Source organism: Klebsiella sp. Sb-30 (assembly GCF_057652795.1).
On sequence record NZ_CM172749.1, the window covers coordinates 3533255 to 3553250 of the forward strand.

A 19996-nucleotide genomic window follows, 5' to 3' on the forward strand; every position below is an offset into this window, starting at 1 on the left:
TCCGTGGCGGTAGCCCGCCGCGGCCAAATTTGCGCTAAATCAATCTCCCTTTAAATTGTATCAGAAATACCTTTTCTCCCTTCTTTTACCGGCATAACCTTAAACATGTATCTCAAATATAACTTTAAAAAAGGTGTGACCATGTTTTGTGTGCAATGTGAACAAACCATCCGTACCCCGGCAGGGAACGGCTGCTCTTACGCGCAGGGTATGTGCGGTAAAACGGCCGAAACGTCCGATCTCCAGGATCTGCTGATTGCTTCCCTACAAGGTCTGTCTGCATGGGCGGTAAAGGCCCGTGAATATGGCATCATCAATCATGATGTTGATAATTTTGCCCCGCGCGCATTTTTCTCCACGTTGACCAACGTTAACTTCGACTCCCCGCGGATTGTTGGCTACGCGCGTGAAGCGATTGCTATGCGCGACGCGCTGAAAGCGCAGTGCCTGAGCGTTGATGCGACCGCCAGCGTCGATAACCCGATGGCCAATCTGCAGCTGGTGAGCGACGATCTCGGCGACCTGCAGCGCCAGGCGGCGGACTTTACCCCCAACAAAGACAAAGCGGCTATTGGCGAGAACATTCTCGGCCTGCGTCTGCTCTGTCTGTACGGCCTGAAAGGTGCAGCGGCCTATATGGAGCACGCGCACGTTCTCGGTCAGTATGACAATGACATCTATGCGCAGTACCACAAAATCATGGCCTGGTTAGGCACCTGGCCCGCCGATCTGAACGCGCTGCTGGAGTGTTCGATGGAAATCGGCCAGATGAACTTCAAAGTGATGAGCATTCTGGATGCCGGTGAAACCACTAAATATGGCCACCCGACCCCGACTCAGGTCAACGTCAAAGCGACCGAAGGCAAGTGCATCCTGATCTCCGGCCACGACCTGAAAGATCTCTACAATCTGCTGCAACAAACCGAAGGCACCGGCGTCAACGTCTATACCCACGGTGAAATGCTGCCGGCGCACGGCTATCCGGAACTGCGTAAATTCAAACATCTGATCGGTAACTACGGCAGCGGCTGGCAAAATCAGCAGGTAGAGTTTGCCCGCTTCCCAGGTCCTATCGTGATGACCTCGAACTGCATTATCGACCCGACCGTTGGCGCCTATGATGACCGTATCTGGACCCGCAGCATTGTCGGCTGGCCGGGCGTCAATCACCTCGAGGGGGATGATTTTGCTCCGGTTATCGCTCAGGCACAGCAGATGGCGGGCTTCCCGTACAGCGAAATTCCGCACCTGATCACCGTCGGCTTCGGTCGCCAGACGCTGTTGGGCGCCGCGGATACCCTTATCGACCTGGTCAGCCGTGAAAAACTGCGCCATATCTTCCTGGTCGGCGGCTGCGACGGTGCGCGCGGCGAACGTAACTACTTCACCGATTTCGCCACCAGCGTCCCTGATGATTGCCTGATCCTGACCCTGGCCTGCGGTAAATACCGCTTTAACAAACTGGACTTCGGCGATATCGAAGGCCTGCCGCGTCTGGTCGATGCCGGTCAGTGCAACGACGCCTACTCGGCGATTATTCTGGCGGTCACCCTGGCGGAGAAACTGGGCTGCGGCGTCAACGATCTCCCGCTCTCTCTGGTGCTCTCCTGGTTTGAGCAAAAAGCGATTGTTATTCTGCTGACCCTGCTTTCGCTGGGGGTGAAGAACATCGTGACCGGCCCGACCGCGCCAGGCTTCTTCACGCCGGACCTGCTGGCGATTCTCAATGAGAAGTTCGGTCTGCGTTCAGTGACCACCGTCGAAGAAGATATGCAGCTGCTGCTGAGCGCGTAAGGAGTAAGAGAATGACCATGCCAACCCATCAGTGCCCGTGGCGGATGCAGGTTCATCACATCCATCAGGAAACGCCGGATGTCTGGACGATTTCGTTGCTCTGCCACGACTATTATCCGTACCGTGCCGGGCAGTACGCGCTGGTAAGCGTACGCAATTCTGCAGAGACGCTGCGCGCTTACACCCTTTCGTCGACGCCGGGGGTCAGCGAATATATTACGCTGACCGTTCGCCGGATTGACGAGGGAGCCGGCTCACAGTGGCTGACCCGTGAGCTCAAACGCGGGGATTATCTCTGGCTGTCCGACGCGATGGGTGAGTTCACCTGTGAAGATAAGGCGGAAGACAAGTTTCTGATGCTGGCCGCCGGCTGCGGCGTTACGCCGATTATGTCGATGCGCCGCTGGTTGGCAAAATATCGTCCGCAGGCCGATGTGCAGGTGATTTACAATATTCGCTCGCCTCAGGATGTGATTTTCGCCGATGAGTGGCGGCAGTACCCGGTGACGCTGGTGGCGGAAAATAACGCCACTCACGGTTTTGTCGCCGGGCGTCTGACCACGGAGTTACTGAAAAGCGTGCCGGACCTCGCAACCCGTACGGTAATGACCTGCGGACCTGCGCCCTATATGGATTGGGTGGAGCAGGAAGTGACCGCCCTTGGCGTGACGCGCTTCTTTAAAGAGAAGTTCTTTACGCCGGTTGCGCAAGCGGCCACCGACGGACTGAAGTTCACCAAACTGCAGCCGGCGAAGGCATTTTATGCGCCGGTCGGTACTACGCTGCTGGAGGCGCTGGAAAGCAACCAGGTGCCGGTGACCGTCGCCTGTCGCGCGGGTGTATGCGGCTGCTGCAAGACCAAAGTGGTTTCCGGCGATTACACGGTCAGCAGCACCATGACGCTCACCGATGCAGAAATCGCTGACGGCTACGTACTGGCCTGCTCCTGCCATCCGCAGGGGGATCTGGTTCTCGCCTGATCGTAGAGGTACCCGACCTACGAGAGCAGCGGTCGTTTTGTAGGTCGGGTAAACACCGAGCCCCCGACAAAAATGCCCGGTGGCGCTAACGCTGACCGGGCCTGTGAGAGTCGCGGTAGGCCGGATAAGCGCAGCGCCATCCGGCCGTTCTTCACCGCCAGACCGAATTTCCCGCCACCGAGAAACGCCCCGCCCCAAGACAGGCAATCGCCAGCGCGCCAGTAAAGAAATAGACCAGGCTCTCAATTGCCCAGGCCCCGGTTTTATCCAGCGACCCGGTTTCGCCCATTCCCACCATCAGCCACGCCACGATCATCGTAAACGCCAGCACCAGCGCCGCCGGGCGGGTAAGGATCCCCAGAATCAGCAGACAAGGCGCAACCACCTCCCCCACCAGCACGCCATACGCGATAAAACCGGGCAATCCTTTGGCCACCAGCATGCCGCTAATGCCGTCCACGCCGGCAAAAAGCTTATGCAACCCGTGAAACAGCATCAGCCCACCCACCGCAAGTCGTAACAAGAGTTTGCCGACATCATCATGTGATAACATTTTATTAACAGCACTTAACAGCGATTTAACCATTTGAAATGATTCCTGTTTACCGTCTGGTGTGTCGACAGAATATGCGGGATTTGCGAACAATAAACCAGCGGAAAATGAGGGGAACGGGCGGGCGGAACGGTCAGTTTCATCTAAGCTTGTAAGCGTTATCACAAAAAGGAGATGGAAAACCATGAAGCAAACTGTGGCGGCATACATAGCAAAAACTCTTGAACAGGCCGGCGTAAAACGCATTTGGGGCGTCACCGGCGATTCCCTCAACGGACTGAGCGATAGCCTGAACCGGATGGGCACCATTGCCTGGATGCCCACCCGACATGAAGAGGTCGCCGCCTTTGCGGCAGGCGCCGAAGCGCAGTTAACCGGTGAACTGGCGGTTTGCGCAGGTTCGTGCGGCCCGGGTAACCTCCATCTGATCAACGGCCTTTTTGACTGCCATCGCAACCACGTTCCGGTGGTGGCTATCGCCGCCCATATTCCCTCCAGTGAAATCGGCAGCGGCTATTTCCAGGAAACCCATCCGCAGGAGCTGTTCCGCGAATGCAGCCACTATTGCGAGCTGGTCTCCACGCCAGAGCAAATCCCGCAGGTGCTGGCAATAGCGATGCGCAAAGCGGTGATTAACCGTGGCGTATCGGTGGTGGTGCTACCCGGCGACGTGGCGCTGAAAGCCGCGCCGGAGAACGCCAGCACGCACTGGTACGCTGCGCCGCTGCCGACGGTTACGCCGCCGGAAGAAGAGATCAAAAAGCTGGCGCAGGTCCTGCGCTATTCCAGTAATATCGCCCTGCTGTGCGGCAGCGGCTGCGCCGGCGCGCACGCCGAGCTGGTCCAGTTTGCCGCCAAATTAAAGGCCCCTGTCGTCCATGCCCTGCGTGGCAAAGAGCACGTTGAGTATGATAATCCCTATGATGTCGGGATGACCGGACTGATTGGCTTCTCCTCGGGTTTCCATACCATGATGAATGCCGATACCCTGGTGCTTCTTGGCACCCAGTTCCCCTACCGGGCCTTCTACCCCACCGACGCCAAAATTATCCAGATTGATATCAACCCCGGCAGCATCGGCGCCCACAGCAAAGTCGATATGGCGCTGGTCGGCGATATTAAATCCACGCTCGCTGCGCTGCTGCCGCATCTGGAAGAGAAAACCGACCGCGCGTTTCTGGATAAAGCCCTTGAGCACTACCGCGAAGCGCGTAAAGGGCTCGATGATCTGGCGAAACCAAGCGACAAAGCCATTCATCCGCAGTATCTGGCGCAACAGATCGGCCAATTTGCCGCCGACGACGCGATTTTCACCTGCGACGTCGGGACGCCAACCGTCTGGGCCGCCCGCTATCTGAAAATGAACGGCAGACGCCGCCTGATCGGGTCGTTTAACCACGGTTCGATGGCTAACGCCATGCCGCAGGCGATTGGCGCCAAGGCGACAGCGCCGGATCGCCAGGTGGTGGCGATGTGCGGCGACGGCGGTTTCAGCATGTTGATGGGCGACTTCCTTTCGCTGGCGCAGATGAAGCTGCCGGTGAAAATTATCATTTTTAACAATAGCGTCCTCGGCTTCGTGGCAATGGAAATGAAAGCCGGAGGCTATCTGACCGACGGCACCGAATTGCACGACACGAATTTCGCCCGCATTGCTGAAGCCTGCGGGATCACCGGGATCCGCGTCGAAAAAGCCAGCGAGGTCGATAGCGCGTTACAGACCGCGTTTAGTACCGATGGCCCGGTACTGGTGGATGTTGTCGTCGCCAAAGAGGAGCTGGCCATTCCGCCGCAGATCAAACTGGAGCAGGCCAAAGGATTTAGTCTGTACATGCTGCGTGCCATTATCAGCGGACGCGGCGATGAGGTAATCGAACTGGCGAAAACCAACTGGCTCAGGTAAAACATTCTTTTAGTTAATACCTGAAATCATGCCTGATGCCGTGATGCGGCGCGCCCGAACATCCCCGACGACAGCACCACGCCTGTCGCCGGGGTCAGAAAAGTCGCGCCCCAGCAACTGCCTGCGGGATGAGCTACCCAGAAGGAAATGCCGTGATAGATTTACGCAGTGATACCGTAACCCGCCCATCACCCGCCATGCTGGAGGCGATGATGGCCGCCCCGGTCGGAGACGACGTGTATGGTGACGACCCGACGGTAAATGAACTTCAGCGCTACGCCGCACAGCTGGCCGGTAAAGAAGCCGCGCTGTTCCTGCCCACCGGTACTCAGGCTAATCTGGTCGGCCTGCTGAGCCACTGCCAACGCGGCGAAGAGTATATCGTCGGCCAGGGCGCGCATAACTATCTGTATGAAGCGGGCGGAGCGGCAGTGCTGGGTAGCATTCAGCCGCAGCCGATAGACGCCGCCGCCGACGGCACCCTGCCGCTGGATAAAGTTGCCGCGAAGATTAAACCTGACGATATCCACTTTGCCCCAACTCGCCTGCTGAGCCTTGAAAACACCCATAATGGTAAGGTTCTGCCGCGCGACTATCTCAAAGAGGCCTGGCAGTTTACCCGCGAGCGCAATCTGGCGCTGCACGTTGACGGCGCGCGTATCTTCAATGCGGTCGTGGAATACGATTGTGAGCTGCGGGATATCGCCCGGTATTGCGATTCTTTTACTATCTGTCTTTCTAAAGGATTGGGCACGCCGGTCGGCTCGCTGCTGGTCGGTAGCCACGAGTACATTCGCCGCGCCACCCGCTGGCGGAAAATGGTCGGCGGCGGCATGCGCCAGGCCGGTATTCTGGCGGCGGCAGGCCTTTATGCCCTGCAAAACAACGTCCAACGGTTAAAAGAGGACCACGACAATGCGGCGTGGATGGCCGGGCAGCTCAGCGCAATTGGCGCCGACGTGACCCGGCATGATACCAATATGTTGTTTGTCCGCGTGGGGGAAGAACACGCCGAAGCGCTGGGCGCATTTATGCAGCAGCGCGGCGTGCTGATCAATGCCTCGCCGATCGTGCGCCTGGTGACCCATCTGGATGTCAGCCGCCAGCAGCTTACGGACGTCGTCGGCCACTGGCAGGCATTTTTGCAACGCTAAGGAGAGCGGCGTGGCGCAACGAATTCTGGTGCTCGGCGCCAGCGGCTATATCGGCCAGCATCTGGTGCAGGCATTAAGCGAGCAGGGTTACCCGGTGCTGGCGGCGGCACGCCATGTCGACAGGCTGCAGAAGCTCAATCTCCCGGGCGTAAGCTGCCATCCGCTCGATCTTAACCAGCCGCAGGGGCTTTCCGCCCTGCTGGCGCAGGTGGATACCGTTTATTATCTGGTGCACGGGATGGGTGAAGGCGGCGATTTTATTGCGCACGAACGCCGGGTCGCGGTCAACGTTCGCGATGCCCTGCGCGCTACGCCGGTCCGGCAGCTGATTTTTCTCAGCTCCCTGCAGGCGCCGGAAGCTGAACAATCGGATCATCTGCGCGCCAGGCAAATCACCGCCGACATTCTGCGGGAATCCGCCGTCCCGGTCACCGAACTGCGGGCGGGAATTATCATCGGCGCCGGTTCCGCCGCTTTCGAAGTGATGCGCGATATGGTCTACAACCTGCCGGTCCTGACGCCACCGCGCTGGGTTCGCTCGCGAACGACGCCTGTCGCTCTGGAAAACCTGCTCTATTATCTGGTGCAACTCCTTCACCATCCGACCCGCGTTCATCGCGTACTGGAAGCCGCCGGACCAGAAGTCTTAAGCTACCAGCAGCAGTTCACTCGCTTTATGGCGGTTAGCGGCAAACATCGCCTGTTAATCCCGATCCCCTTTCCCACCCGCTGGATTTCGGTGTGGTTTCTTAACGTGATTACGTCGGTGCCTCCCACTATCGCCCGGGCATTGATTCAGGGATTAAAACACGATCTGATCGCCGACGATCGCGCCCTGCGAGCGCTGATCCCCCAGACGCTGATCTCCTTTGATGAAGCGGTGCGCCGCACGCTAAAAGAGGAAGAGCAGCTCGCCAACTCCAGCGACTGGGGCTATGACGCCCAGGCGTTTGCCCGCTGGCGGCCGGAGTATGGCTACTACCCTAAACAGGCCGGTTGTACGGTCAGCACCCATGCCAGCGCGGCGGCGCTGTGGCAGGTGGTCAATCAAATCGGCGGCAAAGAGGGTTACTTCTTTGGCAATATTCTGTGGCAGATCCGCGGGGCGATGGACCTGCTGGTCGGCCACCGGCTGGCGAAAGGTCGTCCCGATCGCGCCAGCCTACAGACCGGGGATACGGTGGACAGCTGGAAGGTCATTATCGTCGAACCGGAAAAGCAGCTAACCTTATTATTCGGCATGAAAGCGCCGGGTCTTGGGCGCCTGAGTTTTACGCTGAGAGATAAAGGCGATCGCCGCGAGCTGGATGTCCGCGCCTGGTGGCATCCTCACGGCATGCCCGGGCTGTTCTATTGGCTGCTGATGATCCCGGCGCATCTGTTTATCTTTCGCGGCATGGCGCGACGCATTGCCCGGCTGGCCGAACAAATCACAGGCAAATAGGCAGTATGTGTGGCATTCTTTCATCATTCTCATTGCATCATGAGGAGAATCACGGAAAAATGCGCACGAAATTCTTTTCTGGGACAGTAGGTTGATATGAAGGTACTGGTTACCGGTGCGACCAGCGGATTAGGCCGCAACGCGGTGGAATATCTGCGCCATCAAGGCATCAGCGTCAGAGCCACCGGGCGTAATGAAGCGATGGGCAAGCTTCTGAGCAAAATGGGCGCCGAGTTTGTGCCTGCTGATTTAACCGAACTGGTTTCTTCGCAGGCCAAAGTGATGCTCGCCGGTATCGATACCCTGTGGCACTGTTCAAGCTTTACCTCCCCCTGGGGTACACAGCAGGCTTTTGATCTCGCTAACGTGCGGGCTACCCGCCGTCTCGGAGAGTGGGCCGTTGCCTGGGGCGTGCGTAATTTCGTTCATATCTCCTCCCCGTCGCTCTATTTCGATTATCACCATCATCGCGATGTGCAGGAAGATTTCCGCCCGCAGCGTTTCGCCAATGAATTTGCCCGCAGCAAGGCGGCCAGCGAAGAGGTCATTCATCTGCTGGCCCAGGCGAACCCCAATACCCGCTTTACCATTCTGCGTCCGCAAAGCCTGTTCGGCGCCCATGACAAAGTGTTTATTCCTCGCCTGGCGCAAATGATGCAGCACTACGGTAGCGTTCTGCTGCCGCGCGGCGGCAGCGCGCTGGTTGATATGACCTATTATGAAAATGCGGTACATGCGATGTGGCTCGCCAGCCAGCCACAGTGCGATCATCTGCCCTCCGGCCGCGCCTGGAATATCACCAACGGCGAACCGCGTACGCTGAACAGCATCGTGCAGAAGCTGATTGATGAACTGGGCATTAAATGCCGGATCCGCTCAGTGCCCTACCCGATGCTGGATATTATCGCCCGCAGTATGGAGCATTTTGGCAATAAGTCCGCCAGGGAACCCGCCTTTACCCACTACGGCGTCTCCAAGCTGAACTTTGATTTTACCCTCGATATCTCCCGCGCTCAGCAAGAGCTGGGTTATCAGCCCGTGGTCACGCTGGATGACGGCATTATTCGCACCGCCGCCTGGCTGAAAGACCACGGCAAATTACACCGCTAGCCTCAGGTTATCCCTGGCCATACTTTTCCAGCAGCGCATCGGCGATGGCCTGGGTTTCAGCATCGGCGACGCCATCCCAGCGCGCCGGGCGGAAGTGCATCTGAAAGACCATAATGACCCGTTTCTGTTGCGCGGGAGTCATCTCCGGGGTGACCTGATAGCCATAGCGAGAGAGCGTATCCAGCAGTTCAGCGCTATCAACCGGTTGATACGATGGCCGACCGTTGAGATAAAACGCCACCCGGCTGGCATCCGGCCACGCGCCAATACCTTGCCCGGCCAGCTGCCGCCATGGGAATAACGGCCCGGGGTCGTCCTTACGCTGCGGGGCAATATCGGCGTGGGCAACCACGTTTTGCGGCGCAATGTGGTAGCGGGCAATAATATCTTTTGCCAACGGAATCAGCGCATTAATCTGCGCCGGACTAAACGGTGTAAAGCTTTTCACCCCCGCGCTCTTCTGCCAGCCGCGGTTCTCCAGTTCAATGCCGATCGAGGTATCGTTAATACGCGTACTGCCGCGCCAGAAGCTAATTCCGGCATGCCAGGCCAAATCTTGTTCCGGCACCAGCTGCCAAATCCGCGGTTTGCCCTGATACAGCGGCGGCTGCTGGGGGATCAGGTAGTGGGAGCTGACCTGATTGTCCGTCAGAGTCGCCAGGGAGACGTCAAAGTCATCGGCGGTATAGTGAATGACTAATACTTTCACTCTCGGGTAGGCTGCCTGCGCCGGATGGCGAGTATCGAGCTGGTAACCGTCGCGGTCAATAATCCCTTTTTCTGCGCTACAACCGGCCAGCAGCAGTAAGAGCGCGATAAGTCCAGAACGTTTCATCGGGAGGCAATCCCCCAACCTACGGTGAGTCGGGCCATCAGTCAGATCCTTATATAAACCACCTTCCGCCAGTGTCGATAGCGGCTTGACTCATGATAAACCATCAACTCAACGCTGTCTGCCGGTACCATTTTTCACATTTCACCGCAGTAATACATAAGGTAAATTTATACTAACCACTGTTTAAAATGAGATTAAGTAAAGTCTTAACGGCCCTTTTGAAAAATGACGACACAAATCATAACCCTGGAGTCATCTTTTCCTTATGAGTTCACAAGTTAAGGATCATAGTTTTGTAGTATTTAGCTTGAAAAAAAAATTCACTTGATTCAATCTGGTGCCGCTCATTGGTTAGTTAAAACAAGGGCATGATGATAGCAAGTTAAACAATGGAGATTAAAAATATGAAATATGCAGCTTTAGTGGCAGGTGCAGCATTGTTTTTAACCGCAAACGCATTCTCTGCGGAAATTTTGTCCAAAGAAGATTTCGCAAAAGTGCAGACCCAGTATCAAAAAGTGGGTACCATTTCCTCTACAGGCCAGACCGCTCCTAGCGATGCGCGTGCAGAGCTGCTGAAAAAAGCTGAAGAAAAAGGTGCTGATGTTGTCGTTCTGTCTTCTGGCAACACCGACAAGAAACTTCATGTTTCTGCCAATATTTATAAGAAAAAATAATTAATCTTTCTTTCTGAAGGGGTAATATCGCCAAATGGCGATATTACCCCTTTTGTATTTATGACAAGGTTTATTTTTAGATAGCATTTATATTTACAGCCCCTACATATCATTATTAAATAGCGCCCCGCGCACGGCCAGCACACTCAAATTCAGATCTACATATTTTAAATCCCGGCGAAATTCTTCTGACACCATGCAGCGAAATGATATTTAAAAACAGAAATTCATTCTGCCGCAGGCGGGTTGGCGATACTTATCGGGCATAAAAACAAGACTAAAATTTACAGCATTGCAGGTGGCAAATGAAAAAGGTCGTATTGATCCTCTCTGGGTTGGTCTGTTCCAGTTTTTCGCACGCGAGTGCGCTCTATTTTTATGAAATCGGTACGGAAGATGTCGGTCTGGCGGGAGCCGGTCAGGCGGCGCGGGCGCAGGATGCCTCCACTATCGTCACCAACCCTGCGGGAATGACCCGCCTGCCGGATCACATGTTTACCGGGGGAATGCAGGTCATGGGCGGCGATATCTCTTATCAGTTAAACGATGAAAACGGTCGAAGCAGTCCGGGAAACGTGATGAATTTGTTTCCTGGCGCCAGCGGTTTCTATGCGCAAAAAATCGATGATGATCTCTATGCCGGCCTGGGTTTATACGGTAATTACGGCTCAGGCATCGATTTTGGCAACTGGGCCGGGGATCGTCTGATTAAGAAAAGCACCATGGTCGCCATGACCCTGAGCCCGTCCCTGGCATACAAGCTTAACGATCGCCTCTCAATCGGCGCCTCCGCCAACCTGAATTACGGCTATCTGAGCCTGACGCGCGACGTCGAAGGCAGCGATCAAAAAGATAAAGACAACGATTGGGCGATGAGCTATCGACTGGGGCTGCTGATGCAGTTGACCGAGCAAACTCGCGCCGGCATCACCTGGAACAGTAAGACCGACTACGACTTTAAAATCGATGGCAAAGCCCGCCTCTCGAGGCCGGAAAATACCACCTATGACCTACCCATTTCGGCACAGGTACGCGCCCCTCAACAAATTATGTTTAGCCTTGTGCATGACATCAATAAGCAGTGGTCGGTGATGGGTGACCTCGGCTGGCAGGACTGGAGCCAGTTTGGCAGCCCGCAAGTGACCGTCGCAGGGCGGCAAAGTGATAAACAGAATCGCCTGAAAGACGCCTGGCACACCGCGTCTGGCGTTCAGTATCGCCCAACCGAACAGTGGCGCCTGAACGCCGGGGTGGGCTTCGACAGTACGGTTTATGATTCACAAAGCGATATTGCTCTGTCGATGCCGACAGGCGACGAGTGGCGCTTTGCCGCCGGCGCGCAATATCAGATAACGCCAGCCAGCAATATTGGCATCGCGGTCTCCTGTTTGCATATGCAGTCCGGGCAGGTGAAAACACCGACTGTTGTCGCCGGTGATTACGATCATCCCTACCTGTGGTTTGCCAGCATGAACTACAGCTACCGGTTCTGACGCAAAATATCGCCCGCGGCAACTGCGCATCGGGCGATATTCTCCGGTCGTTAAATCAGCTTGAATAAGAAACGTACCGGCTTAATCTGCAAAATATCCTGCCATATTTTATGTAAATCGATAACGCCAGCCAGCCCGAGTAATGCCAGGGTAATCAATACCGTCGCGGCGGTAATAATCAGCATCAGGCGGACCATATTTCGCTGAATTTTTTCCTGCTGCCGGGCGTGGCGCTGTTCTTTTTCATACTCGACCAGCGTGGTAATCGCCTTGCCCTGCACAATATAGCGGCCACGCTCTTCGGCCAGCTCACCTGAAAGGGCAAGCGATTCCATCAGCAGCGTGACTTTATATTGGAATGACTCATTGCGGATATGTTTATACCACAGCCTGCCGTAGAGAAGTTCAATCACCTCATCCACAGTGAGACCTGCCTCTGGGTCTGACGGGCGCCGCCTCACGAACTCATTCACGATTAAACGCAATAAAAATATACGTTCCTGACTTTTGAGTTCACGCTCCCGGAAGAATGTGGAAACAACAGCCCCCTTCCCTTTGAAAAGAAAAATTTTGCTATCGACGATATGCAGATAATAGTTAATGGCGTAATAAAATATAGATTCCGATATGATTTTGCCATATTTTTTATAGTGAACAATTTCGCTTTCCATCCCGAGAATACGGGAAACGGGTAACTTTTCCGTTTGCACATCATCAGATGCCAACAGGGCTAAACGCTCAACGTGGACGTCGCAACCATTGAATCCAATCAGCCGATAGCGCTGCCTGCCGGCATCGGCAAAATGTACCGCATAATAGTCATACGGTTCCCCCAGCCGGTCGTTTTTTGCCACAAAGCGAGGTAAAAACTTCGCCCATAATCGGGCCTTAACATTTGCTATAAAGTTATTTAACACGAATAATCCCGTTATGCTGACAGCCTCTTTTAATCTAAATATAAACACTATCCCTACTGCTTAATTAGCATTTAACCAGATATATAAATTTACTTTTACGTAAAAAACAGATTGTATTGGCGAGAATAAATAGCGTGCCATCGATGATAAGAAATAGCATTATCGCGGACAACGCATGGGCACAAATAGACCGTGGGGAAAAAATGTATTGCCTGAGCTCTAAGAGTCAAGCGCATTCCGGAACCAGTACGCTATGCTTGAACAGAAACTAATAACGTAGTGAGCTTATAAGGAAATCATCATGCGCTACAAACTCGTTGCTTTTATTATCCCGTGCGCGCTCGCGCTGAGTGCCTGTACCACCGTCACGCCCGCCTATAAAGATAATGGCACCCGCAGCGGGGCCTGCATCGAAGGTGGGCCGGATGAGGTAGCACAGAAATTCTACGATTATCAGATCCAGCATCGGAACAACGACCTGGCGGCCCTGCGACCTTATCTCAGCGACGATCTGGCCAGGCTGTTAAACGATGCCCGCCAGGATCCCTCGCGCAGCTCGCTGCTGCAATCGAACCTCTTCTCCAGCTCGACGACCCCGGCCGATAGCGCCAGCGTAGCCAGCGCCTCAACTATCCCAAACCGCGATGCCCGCAATATTCCTCTGCGCGTCGATTTAAAACAGGGCAGTCAAAGCTGGCAGGATGAAGTGCTGATGATTCAGGAAGGTCAGTGCTGGGCCGTCGACGACGTGCGTTATCTTGGCATTAACTCCCATGCCCCGGCCGGTTCCCTGCAACAGAGTCTTGAAAAACGCGGATAAGGGCGTGGAACCCACGCCACTTAAACGATAACCCCGGTAAAATGTCGGTATTTCTCCAGGTTATGCCGACATTTGTGCCTCCCCACCCCGCGAACCCATATTTTGTGCTAAGTTTAGAGGTAAATGTGGTTTACATTTAACTTTTAACGCATAAATATTGCATAACTATTCTGTCAAAGGTAGTATTTGCGGCCTCAATAGCTATTCGTATCAGACAGCCCAGATGAGTATTAAACTAAACGGCATTAACTGCTTCTACGGCGCGCATCAGGCGCTGTTCGACATCACGCTGGATTGCCCGCAGGGGGAAACGCTGGTGCTGCTCGGCCCCAGTGGCGCCGGGAAAAGCTCGCTGCTTCGCGTACTCAACCTGCTGGAAATGCCGCGTTCCGGGACATTACATATCGCCGGTAACCACTTCGACTTTACCAAAGCACCTTCTGACAAAGCCATTCGTGAGCTGCGCCAGAACGTGGGTATGGTTTTCCAACAGTATAATCTGTGGCCGCACCTGACGGTGCAGCAAAACCTGATTGAAGCCCCCTGCCGCGTGCTGGGGTTAAGTAAAGACATGGCGCTCGCTCGCGCCGAAAAACTGCTGGAACGTCTTCGTCTCAAGCCCTACAGCGATCGCTATCCGCTGCATCTTTCCGGGGGCCAGCAGCAGCGCGTCGCCATTGCGCGGGCGCTGATGATGGAACCTCAGGTCCTGCTGTTTGATGAACCTACCGCAGCACTCGATCCGGAAATCACCGCTCAGATCGTCAGCATTATCCGCGAACTGGCCGGCACCGGCATTACGCAGGTTATCGTCACCCACGAAGTGGAAGTGGCGCGTAAAACGGCAAGCCGCGTAGTGTATATGGAAAATGGTCACATCATTGAACAAGGGGATGCCAGCTGCTTTACGCATCCGCAGACCGACGCGTTTAAAAACTATCTTTCACATTGATGTTTTCGGGGAAATGACGATGAAAAAAGTACTGATTGCCGCGATCCTGGCCAGCATGAGCCTGTCAGCTACTGCCGCCCAGACCATTCGTTTCGCCACTGAGGCCTCCTACCCTCCGTTTGAATCGATTGATGCCAACAATAAAATTGTCGGTTTTGATGTCGATCTGGCCAACGCGCTGTGTAAAGAAATTGATGCTACCTGCACCTTTACCAACCAGGCCTTCGACAGCCTGATCCCCAGCCTCAAATTCCGCCGCGTCGATGCGGTGATGGCCGGGATGGATATCACGCCTGAGCGTGAAAAACAGGTGCTGTTCACGACGCCTTACTACGAAAACTCGGCGCTGTTTGTCGGCCAGCAGGGTAAATTCACCAGCCTCGAACAGCTGAAAGGCAAAAAGGTCGGCGTCCAGAACGGAACCACGCACCAGAAATTTATTAACGACAAACACCCTGAAATCACCACCGTGCCATACGACAGCTACCAGAATGCGAAGCTGGATCTGCAAAACGGCCGTATTGATGCCGTGTTTGGTGATAATGCCGTCGTCACCGAGTGGCTGAAGAGCAATCCGAAGCTGGCCGCGGTGGGCGATAAAGTCACCGATAAAGACTACTTCGGTACCGGTCTGGGCATTGCGCTTCGTCAGGGCAATACCGAACTGCAGCAGAAATTTAATGCTGCGCTGGAAAAAGTGAAAAAAGATGGGACTTACCAGACCATCTATAGCAAATGGTTTCAGAAGTAACGCTAAATGAATGAAATTTTTCCCTTAGCAAGTGCCGCCGGGATGACCGTCGGCCTTGCCGTTTGCGCGCTCATCATCGGCCTTGTGCTGGCGATGCTGTTTGCCGTGCTGGAGTCAGTAAAATGGCGCCCGCTGGCATGGTTCGCAACCGGCGTGGTCACGGTTCTGCGTGGACTACCGGAGATTCTGGTGGTCCTGTTTATCTATTTCGGCTCCTCTCAGCTGCTGCTTACGCTCTCTGACGGTTTTACGATCAATCTTGGCTTTGTGCAGATTCCGGTACAGATGCAGATTGAAAACTTCGACGTCAGTCCGTTCCTCTGCGGCGCCATCGCACTGTCCCTGCTCTACGCCGCTTACGCCTCGCAAACTCTGCGCGGGGCGCTCAAGGCGGTACCTCAGGGGCAGTGGGAGTCCGGCCAGGCGCTGGGGCTATCGAAAGGGGCGATCTTCTTCCGTCTGGTGATGCCGCAAATGTGGCGTCATGCGCTGCCGGGCCTCGGCAACCAGTGGCTGGTTCTGCTGAAAGATACCGCGCTGGTCAGTTTAATCAGCGTCAACGATCTGATGCTGCAAACCAAGAGCATCGCCACCCGCACTCAGGAACCGTTTAACTGGTACATCATCGCGGCGGCGATCTATCTGGTCATCACCCTGCTCAGTCAGTACATCCTCAAACGTATTGACCAACGTGCGACGCGCTTCGAACGGAGACCAGGCTGATGCTCGATTATTTACCTGAACTGCTGAAAGGGCTGCATACCAGCCTGACGCTGACCGCGGCGTCGATCGTCGTGGCGCTGATTCTGTCGCTGGTTTTCACCATCGTCCTGACGCTGAAAACGCCGGTACTGGTGTGGATTGTTCGCGCTTACATCACCTTATTTACCGGTACGCCGCTGCTGGTACAGATCTTCCTGATTTACTATGGCCCGGGTCAGTTCCCCTCTTTGCAGAACTACCCGGTACTGTGGCATCTGATTTCTGAACCCTGGCTGTGCGCCATGATAGCCCTGTCCCTGAACAGCGCGGCTTACACCACCCAGCTGTTTTATGGTGCGATCCGCGCCATTCCTGACGGCCAGTGGCAATCCTGCAGCGCGCTGGGAATGAGCAAGAAAGACACGCTGGCGATTCTGCTGCCGTACGCCTTTAAACGCGCCCTCTCTTCGTATTCCAACGAGGTTGTGCTGGTGTTCAAAAGCACCTCCCTGGCTTACACCATTACGTTGATGGAAGTCATGGGACACGGCCAGCTGCTGTACGGACGTACCTATGACGTTATGGTGTTTGGGGCGGCCGGTATTGTCTATCTCATCGTCAACGGTCTGCTGACGCTGCTGATGCGGTTAGTGGAGCGTAAAGCGCTGGCGTTTGAACGACGGAATTAGCGTTGACCGACGCAGCAGCTCACATCACGAGTGAGTTGCATGAGATGAATGCATAAGTAGCAAACATAAAGACGGGCATGTCTATAGAATGCCCGTCTTTTTTATTTCCACAAAAAATAATTATACGTAATTATTGAATACAAATTCATTTAGTGGCATTGTGAAAATCAGCCGCAGACACGGCACAACATCATAAGATTGACCGACGGGAGTTCCACGATGAAAAAGTTAGTTCTGGCTGCACTGCTTTCCTCTTTCGCCTTTGGCGCCGCTGCCGCAGAAAAAATCAGCTTCGGCGTTTCTGCAACCTACCCCCCTTTTGAATCCATGGATGCGAACAATCAGATCGTCGGTTTCGATCTGGATCTGGCAAAAGCGCTGTGCAAACAGATGCAGGCTGACTGTACCTTTACCAACCACGCTTTCGATAGCCTGATCCCGGCGCTGAAATTTAAAAAATATGACGCGGTGATCTCCGGTATGGACATTACCCCGGAGCGCAGCAAGCAGGTCGCATTTACCGATCCGTACTACGCCAACTCGGCGCTGGTTATTGCTAAAAAAGACGCCTTCCACTCCTTTGCCGATCTGAAAGGCAAACGTATTGGCATGGAAAACGGCACCACCCACCAGAAATACCTGCAGGATAAACATCCGGAAGTGAAAACTGTCGCCTATGACAGCTATCAGAATGCGATTATCGACCTGAAAAACGGCCGTATTGACGGGGTGTTTGGCGATACCGCCGTGGTGAATGAGTGGCTGAAAACCAACCCGCAGCTGGGCGTCGCCACTCCAAAAGTGACCGACCCGCAATACTTCGGCACCGGCCTCGGTATCGCAGTACGTCCGGACAACAAGGCGCTGCTGGAAAAACTCAATGGTGCGCTGAAGGCGATTAAAGCGGACGGCACGTATCAGAAAATCAGCAACCAGTGGTTCCCGGAATAATTTTCTGCTGACCCGCGGTGCGGAAATACCTTGCCCGGGCGGCTTCCCGGCCAGCACAGCCTGACCGGGGAGCTATCGCTACGAACGCAACGGCAGGGTAAAGCGGAAGCTGGCCCCTGCCGGCACATCGACCAGGTGAATATCACCGCCGTGCAGCTGCAGCATTCGCCGCACAATCATCAGCCCCAACCCGCCCCGTGATTCCGGGCTCTGACCGGGTTCAAGCACTGAAGGCCGTTCAAACAATGTCGCCCGCAGCTCGCCGGCAACTCCGGGACCGCTATCGGCTACCTCAACCACCATCTCCGCCCCCTGCTGACGGGCCGTCAGGCTGATACTGCCGCCATCCGGCGTGTGGCGAATCGCGTTATCCAGTAAATTGGTCAACACCCGCTCCATCATCGATAAATCCGCCACCACCGGCGGCAATCCCCCGGCCAGCGAGAGCTGTAATCGGATGTGGCGGGTGGCAATCGCCAGATCGAACTTCTGCGCCACGTCCTGGACCAGCTCCGCCAGCACAAATTTCTCCGGCTGCAGCTTGATCCCGCCATGTTCGAGGCGCGCCAGCTCAAACAGCTGCTGAGAAAGAGAGCGGACTTTATTCCCCTGGCGCAGCGCAATATTGAGGTAGCGCTTGCTCTCTTCCGCGCTCAGCCGATCGGCTTTCAACGTCAGCGTCTCCAGATAACCCAGCAGCGAAGTCAGCGGAGTCCGCAGATCGTGAGAAATATTGGCGATAAATTCACGCCGCTGACGATCGCTGTCGGCCAGTCGATCCCACTGTCCGGCGATCTGCCGGGCCAGGTCGATAAACCGGTTATGCAGGATCGCCACTTCATTACCGGGATGCGGCTCCGGCGCTTGCGCCGCCAGCAGTTTAATCGCCCCGATGCTGTCTTCTCCGGGGATCCCCACCTGTGCGGTCAGCTGACGTACCGGGCGCGTCACCCAATACCAGGCAAGGCCGCCGGCGAGCAGACCAAACAGGGCCACCAGTAGCAGCGTCCAGATCAGCAGACTACCCAGCGTCTTCTGCCAGGCGCTGGCCGCCAGCTCATTAAAGGTTTCCCCTTGCAGGATAATATAGAGATAGCCGCGCAGCTGGCCGTCGACATTCAACGGCGCCACGCTGAAGACCTTGCGCTGATCCTGGCTACGCGGATCGTCACCGTACACCGGCCAGGTGCCGCCGGAGAGAAACGTCTGTATCGGCACGATGTCAACGCGCTGGCGTTTGATATGGCCCGGCGGCGCAGCATCGGCCAGCAGCTCGCCGTCAGGAGAGACCAGATAGAGTTCGACGCTGGGGTTGAAGACCATCAGCCGATCGAAAAGCGGTTTCAGCGCCTCGCGATTGACCTGGCCCTGCGCATCGAGCAGCGGTTCACGGGCAACAATCTGCTGCGCCAGCCCGACCGAAAGACGTTGGACCATCGCATTACCGTATTGCGCGCTGCTGTACAGCTGAACCGCACAGACCGCCGCCGCGCAAAGCAGTAGCAGCGAAGTAAACACCAGTGCCAGGCGCTGGCTCAGGCTTAACCGGCGCATCATTGCCCCGCTCCTTGACGCGCAGGCGCGAATTTATAGCCCTTGCCCCAGACCGTCAGAATGATTTCCGGCTCCGCCGGGTCGCGTTCGATTTTACTGCGCAGACGGTTGATATGCGTATTGACCGTATGCTCATAGCCTTCATGCTGGTAGCCCCAGACGCGGTCAAGCAGAGCCAGACGAGAAAAGACCTCGCCGGGATGGCGGGCAAAGTAGTACAGCAGATCAAATTCGCGCGGCGTTAAATCCACCGGCTCACCGTGCAGTCTGATTTCGCGCGAAAGCGGGTCGATGCTCAGGCCGTGGCAATCGATACGCCCGGAATCCATCAGCAAATTAAGCCCCATCGCCTCCTGGCGACGAAACAGCGCTTTGACTCGCGCAACCAGTTCAATAACCGAAAACGGTTTGGCCAGGTAGTCGTCCGCCCCCATCTCCAGTCCCAGCACGCGGTGCGTCTCGCTGGAACGGGCGCTGATAATAATCACCGGCAGATAGCGGGTCATCTGGCGAATGCGCCGGCAAATCTCCAGCCCATCGACGTTGGGCAGCATCAGGTCAAGAATCGCCGCATCCCAGCCGCCCTTTTCCAGCTGCACCAGCGCCTGGGCGCCGTCCGCTTCATGCACAATCTGATATCCCTCATCCTGCAGATTTAAACGCAGCAACGCGGCAATATCGTCGTCATCTTCGACCAACAGGATTTTCTTTGCCATG

At 55.4% G+C, this 19996-nt stretch carries 19 protein-coding genes; 14 read left to right on the top strand and 5 right to left on the bottom strand.

The features are described from left to right. The first annotated feature begins 141 nt into the window (after positions 1 to 141). Both hcp and hcr read left to right on the top strand, forming a co-directional pair. Entirely contained in the window at positions 142 to 1794 is a 1653-nt protein-coding gene (gene hcp, locus AC236I_RS16510) for a hydroxylamine reductase (protein WP_487608552.1), read from the top strand. 11 nt (positions 1795 to 1805) lie between these two features. Further along, positions 1806 to 2774, top strand: coding sequence for an NADH oxidoreductase (gene hcr / locus AC236I_RS16515; RefSeq protein ID WP_004860001.1), 969 nt, complete (start codon positions 1806 to 1808; stop codon positions 2772 to 2774). A 151-nt stretch (positions 2775 to 2925) separates the two neighbouring features. On the opposite strand, the gene AC236I_RS16520 is transcribed toward hcr, so the two are convergent. Then, positions 2926 to 3360: a DoxX family protein gene (locus AC236I_RS16520; protein WP_044351378.1), complete on the bottom strand. Its 435-nt coding sequence runs from the start codon at positions 3358 to 3360 to the stop codon at positions 2926 to 2928. A 151-nt stretch (positions 3361 to 3511) separates the two neighbouring features. Between AC236I_RS16520 and poxB the strand changes: the two genes are divergently transcribed. From poxB to AC236I_RS16540, 4 genes are all read left to right on the top strand, one after another. Next, positions 3512 to 5230 carry a ubiquinone-dependent pyruvate dehydrogenase gene (poxB, locus tag AC236I_RS16525; RefSeq protein ID WP_004859997.1) on the top strand — a complete coding sequence of 573 codons (1719 nt, stop codon included), beginning with the start codon at positions 3512 to 3514 and terminating at the stop codon, positions 5228 to 5230. A 152-nt stretch (positions 5231 to 5382) separates the two neighbouring features. Next, a complete protein-coding gene (ltaE, locus tag AC236I_RS16530) occupies positions 5383 to 6384 on the top strand; it encodes a low-specificity L-threonine aldolase (protein ID WP_015584808.1) in 1002 nt (333 codons plus the stop codon). A gap of 10 nt (positions 6385 to 6394) precedes the next feature. Beyond that, positions 6395 to 7828, top strand: coding sequence for an SDR family oxidoreductase (locus AC236I_RS16535; protein ID WP_015584809.1), 1434 nt, complete (start codon positions 6395 to 6397; stop codon positions 7826 to 7828). Between the two features lie 96 nt (positions 7829 to 7924). After that, complete coding sequence (locus AC236I_RS16540) at positions 7925 to 8938, top strand: NAD-dependent epimerase/dehydratase family protein (RefSeq protein WP_004859991.1); 1014 nt, start codon at positions 7925 to 7927, stop codon at positions 8936 to 8938. A 7-nt stretch (positions 8939 to 8945) separates the two neighbouring features. Here the strand turns inward: AC236I_RS16540 and AC236I_RS16545 are convergent, their stop codons facing one another. Then, a complete protein-coding gene (locus AC236I_RS16545) occupies positions 8946 to 9773 on the bottom strand; it encodes an N-acetylmuramoyl-L-alanine amidase (RefSeq protein ID WP_123629431.1) in 828 nt (275 codons plus the stop codon). A gap of 404 nt (positions 9774 to 10177) precedes the next feature. Between AC236I_RS16545 and yahO the strand changes: the two genes are divergently transcribed. Both yahO and AC236I_RS16555 read left to right on the top strand, forming a co-directional pair. Then, positions 10178 to 10450 carry a DUF1471 family periplasmic protein YahO gene (yahO, locus tag AC236I_RS16550; protein ID WP_004859987.1) on the top strand — a complete coding sequence of 91 codons (273 nt, stop codon included), beginning with the start codon at positions 10178 to 10180 and terminating at the stop codon, positions 10448 to 10450. A gap of 305 nt (positions 10451 to 10755) precedes the next feature. After that, positions 10756 to 11943, top strand: coding sequence for an OmpP1/FadL family transporter (locus AC236I_RS16555; RefSeq protein ID WP_004859984.1), 1188 nt, complete (start codon positions 10756 to 10758; stop codon positions 11941 to 11943). Positions 11944 to 11993: 50 nt separating this feature from the next. On the opposite strand, the gene AC236I_RS16560 is transcribed toward AC236I_RS16555, so the two are convergent. Beyond that, a complete protein-coding gene (locus AC236I_RS16560) occupies positions 11994 to 12908 on the bottom strand; it encodes a hypothetical protein (protein ID WP_064359924.1) in 915 nt (304 codons plus the stop codon). Between the two features lie 253 nt (positions 12909 to 13161). Between AC236I_RS16560 and AC236I_RS16565 the strand changes: the two genes are divergently transcribed. The 6 genes from AC236I_RS16565 to artJ all read left to right on the top strand — a co-directional run bounded on the left by AC236I_RS16565 (position 13162) and on the right by artJ (position 17725). Then, positions 13162 to 13680, top strand: a complete 519-nt coding sequence (locus tag AC236I_RS16565; RefSeq protein ID WP_004859979.1) for a lipoprotein — start codon at positions 13162 to 13164, stop codon at positions 13678 to 13680. A gap of 223 nt (positions 13681 to 13903) precedes the next feature. After that, positions 13904 to 14632, top strand: a complete 729-nt coding sequence (gene artP / locus AC236I_RS16570) for an arginine ABC transporter ATP-binding protein ArtP (protein WP_004859977.1) — start codon at positions 13904 to 13906, stop codon at positions 14630 to 14632. Between the two features lie 19 nt (positions 14633 to 14651). Continuing rightward, positions 14652 to 15383, top strand: a complete 732-nt coding sequence (gene artI / locus AC236I_RS16575) for an arginine ABC transporter substrate-binding protein ArtI (RefSeq protein WP_004859975.1) — start codon at positions 14652 to 14654, stop codon at positions 15381 to 15383. Positions 15384 to 15389: 6 nt separating this feature from the next. Continuing rightward, positions 15390 to 16106 (top strand): arginine ABC transporter permease ArtQ, encoded by a 717-nt coding sequence (gene artQ, locus AC236I_RS16580; protein WP_004859972.1) that lies wholly within the window; start codon positions 15390 to 15392, stop codon positions 16104 to 16106. After that, the gene (artM, locus tag AC236I_RS16585; RefSeq protein WP_004859971.1) at positions 16106 to 16774 is read left to right on the top strand and encodes an arginine ABC transporter permease ArtM; all 669 of its coding nucleotides are present in this window, start codon (positions 16106 to 16108) and stop codon (positions 16772 to 16774) included. Before artQ ends, artM begins: the two co-directional genes overlap by 1 nt. Positions 16775 to 16993: 219 nt before the next feature. Then, positions 16994 to 17725: an arginine ABC transporter substrate-binding protein ArtJ gene (gene artJ, locus AC236I_RS16590; protein WP_004859969.1), complete on the top strand. Its 732-nt coding sequence runs from the start codon at positions 16994 to 16996 to the stop codon at positions 17723 to 17725. A 78-nt stretch (positions 17726 to 17803) separates the two neighbouring features. Here the strand turns inward: artJ and AC236I_RS16595 are convergent, their stop codons facing one another. Together AC236I_RS16595 and AC236I_RS16600 are read right to left on the bottom strand one after the other, a co-directional pair. Next, positions 17804 to 19282: a sensor histidine kinase gene (locus AC236I_RS16595; RefSeq protein WP_044348951.1), complete on the bottom strand. Its 1479-nt coding sequence runs from the start codon at positions 19280 to 19282 to the stop codon at positions 17804 to 17806. After that, positions 19279 to 19995: a response regulator transcription factor gene (locus tag AC236I_RS16600; RefSeq protein ID WP_004859966.1), complete on the bottom strand. Its 717-nt coding sequence runs from the start codon at positions 19993 to 19995 to the stop codon at positions 19279 to 19281. Before AC236I_RS16600 ends, AC236I_RS16595 begins: the two co-directional genes overlap by 4 nt. Between the last annotated feature and the right edge of the window lies 1 nt (position 19996).

What these genes read in the sequence shown, in the direction of transcription:
- AC236I_RS16520 (WP_044351378.1), bottom strand. Translation starts at nt 3,360, where the DNA reads ATGGTTAAATCGCTGTTAAGTGCTGTTAATAAAATGTTATCACATGAT.
- AC236I_RS16600 (WP_004859966.1), bottom strand. Translation starts at nt 19,995, where the DNA reads ATGGCAAAGAAAATCCTGTTGGTCGAAGATGACGACGATATTGCCGCG.
- AC236I_RS16540 (WP_004859991.1), top strand. Translation starts at nt 7,925, where the DNA reads ATGAAGGTACTGGTTACCGGTGCGACCAGCGGATTAGGCCGCAACGCG.
- hcp (WP_487608552.1), top strand. Translation starts at nt 142, where the DNA reads ATGTTTTGTGTGCAATGTGAACAAACCATCCGTACCCCGGCAGGGAAC.
- artP (WP_004859977.1), top strand. Translation starts at nt 13,904, where the DNA reads ATGAGTATTAAACTAAACGGCATTAACTGCTTCTACGGCGCGCATCAG.
- artJ (WP_004859969.1), top strand. Translation starts at nt 16,994, where the DNA reads ATGAAAAAGTTAGTTCTGGCTGCACTGCTTTCCTCTTTCGCCTTTGGC.
- AC236I_RS16555 (WP_004859984.1), top strand. Translation starts at nt 10,756, where the DNA reads ATGAAAAAGGTCGTATTGATCCTCTCTGGGTTGGTCTGTTCCAGTTTT.
- artM (WP_004859971.1), top strand. Translation starts at nt 16,106, where the DNA reads ATGCTCGATTATTTACCTGAACTGCTGAAAGGGCTGCATACCAGCCTG.
- AC236I_RS16545 (WP_123629431.1), bottom strand. Translation starts at nt 9,773, where the DNA reads ATGAAACGTTCTGGACTTATCGCGCTCTTACTGCTGCTGGCCGGTTGT.
- AC236I_RS16595 (WP_044348951.1), bottom strand. Translation starts at nt 19,282, where the DNA reads ATGATGCGCCGGTTAAGCCTGAGCCAGCGCCTGGCACTGGTGTTTACT.
- artI (WP_004859975.1), top strand. Translation starts at nt 14,652, where the DNA reads ATGAAAAAAGTACTGATTGCCGCGATCCTGGCCAGCATGAGCCTGTCA.
- poxB (WP_004859997.1), top strand. Translation starts at nt 3,512, where the DNA reads ATGAAGCAAACTGTGGCGGCATACATAGCAAAAACTCTTGAACAGGCC.
- hcr (WP_004860001.1), top strand. Translation starts at nt 1,806, where the DNA reads ATGACCATGCCAACCCATCAGTGCCCGTGGCGGATGCAGGTTCATCAC.
- AC236I_RS16565 (WP_004859979.1), top strand. Translation starts at nt 13,162, where the DNA reads ATGCGCTACAAACTCGTTGCTTTTATTATCCCGTGCGCGCTCGCGCTG.
- artQ (WP_004859972.1), top strand. Translation starts at nt 15,390, where the DNA reads ATGAATGAAATTTTTCCCTTAGCAAGTGCCGCCGGGATGACCGTCGGC.
- yahO (WP_004859987.1), top strand. Translation starts at nt 10,178, where the DNA reads ATGAAATATGCAGCTTTAGTGGCAGGTGCAGCATTGTTTTTAACCGCA.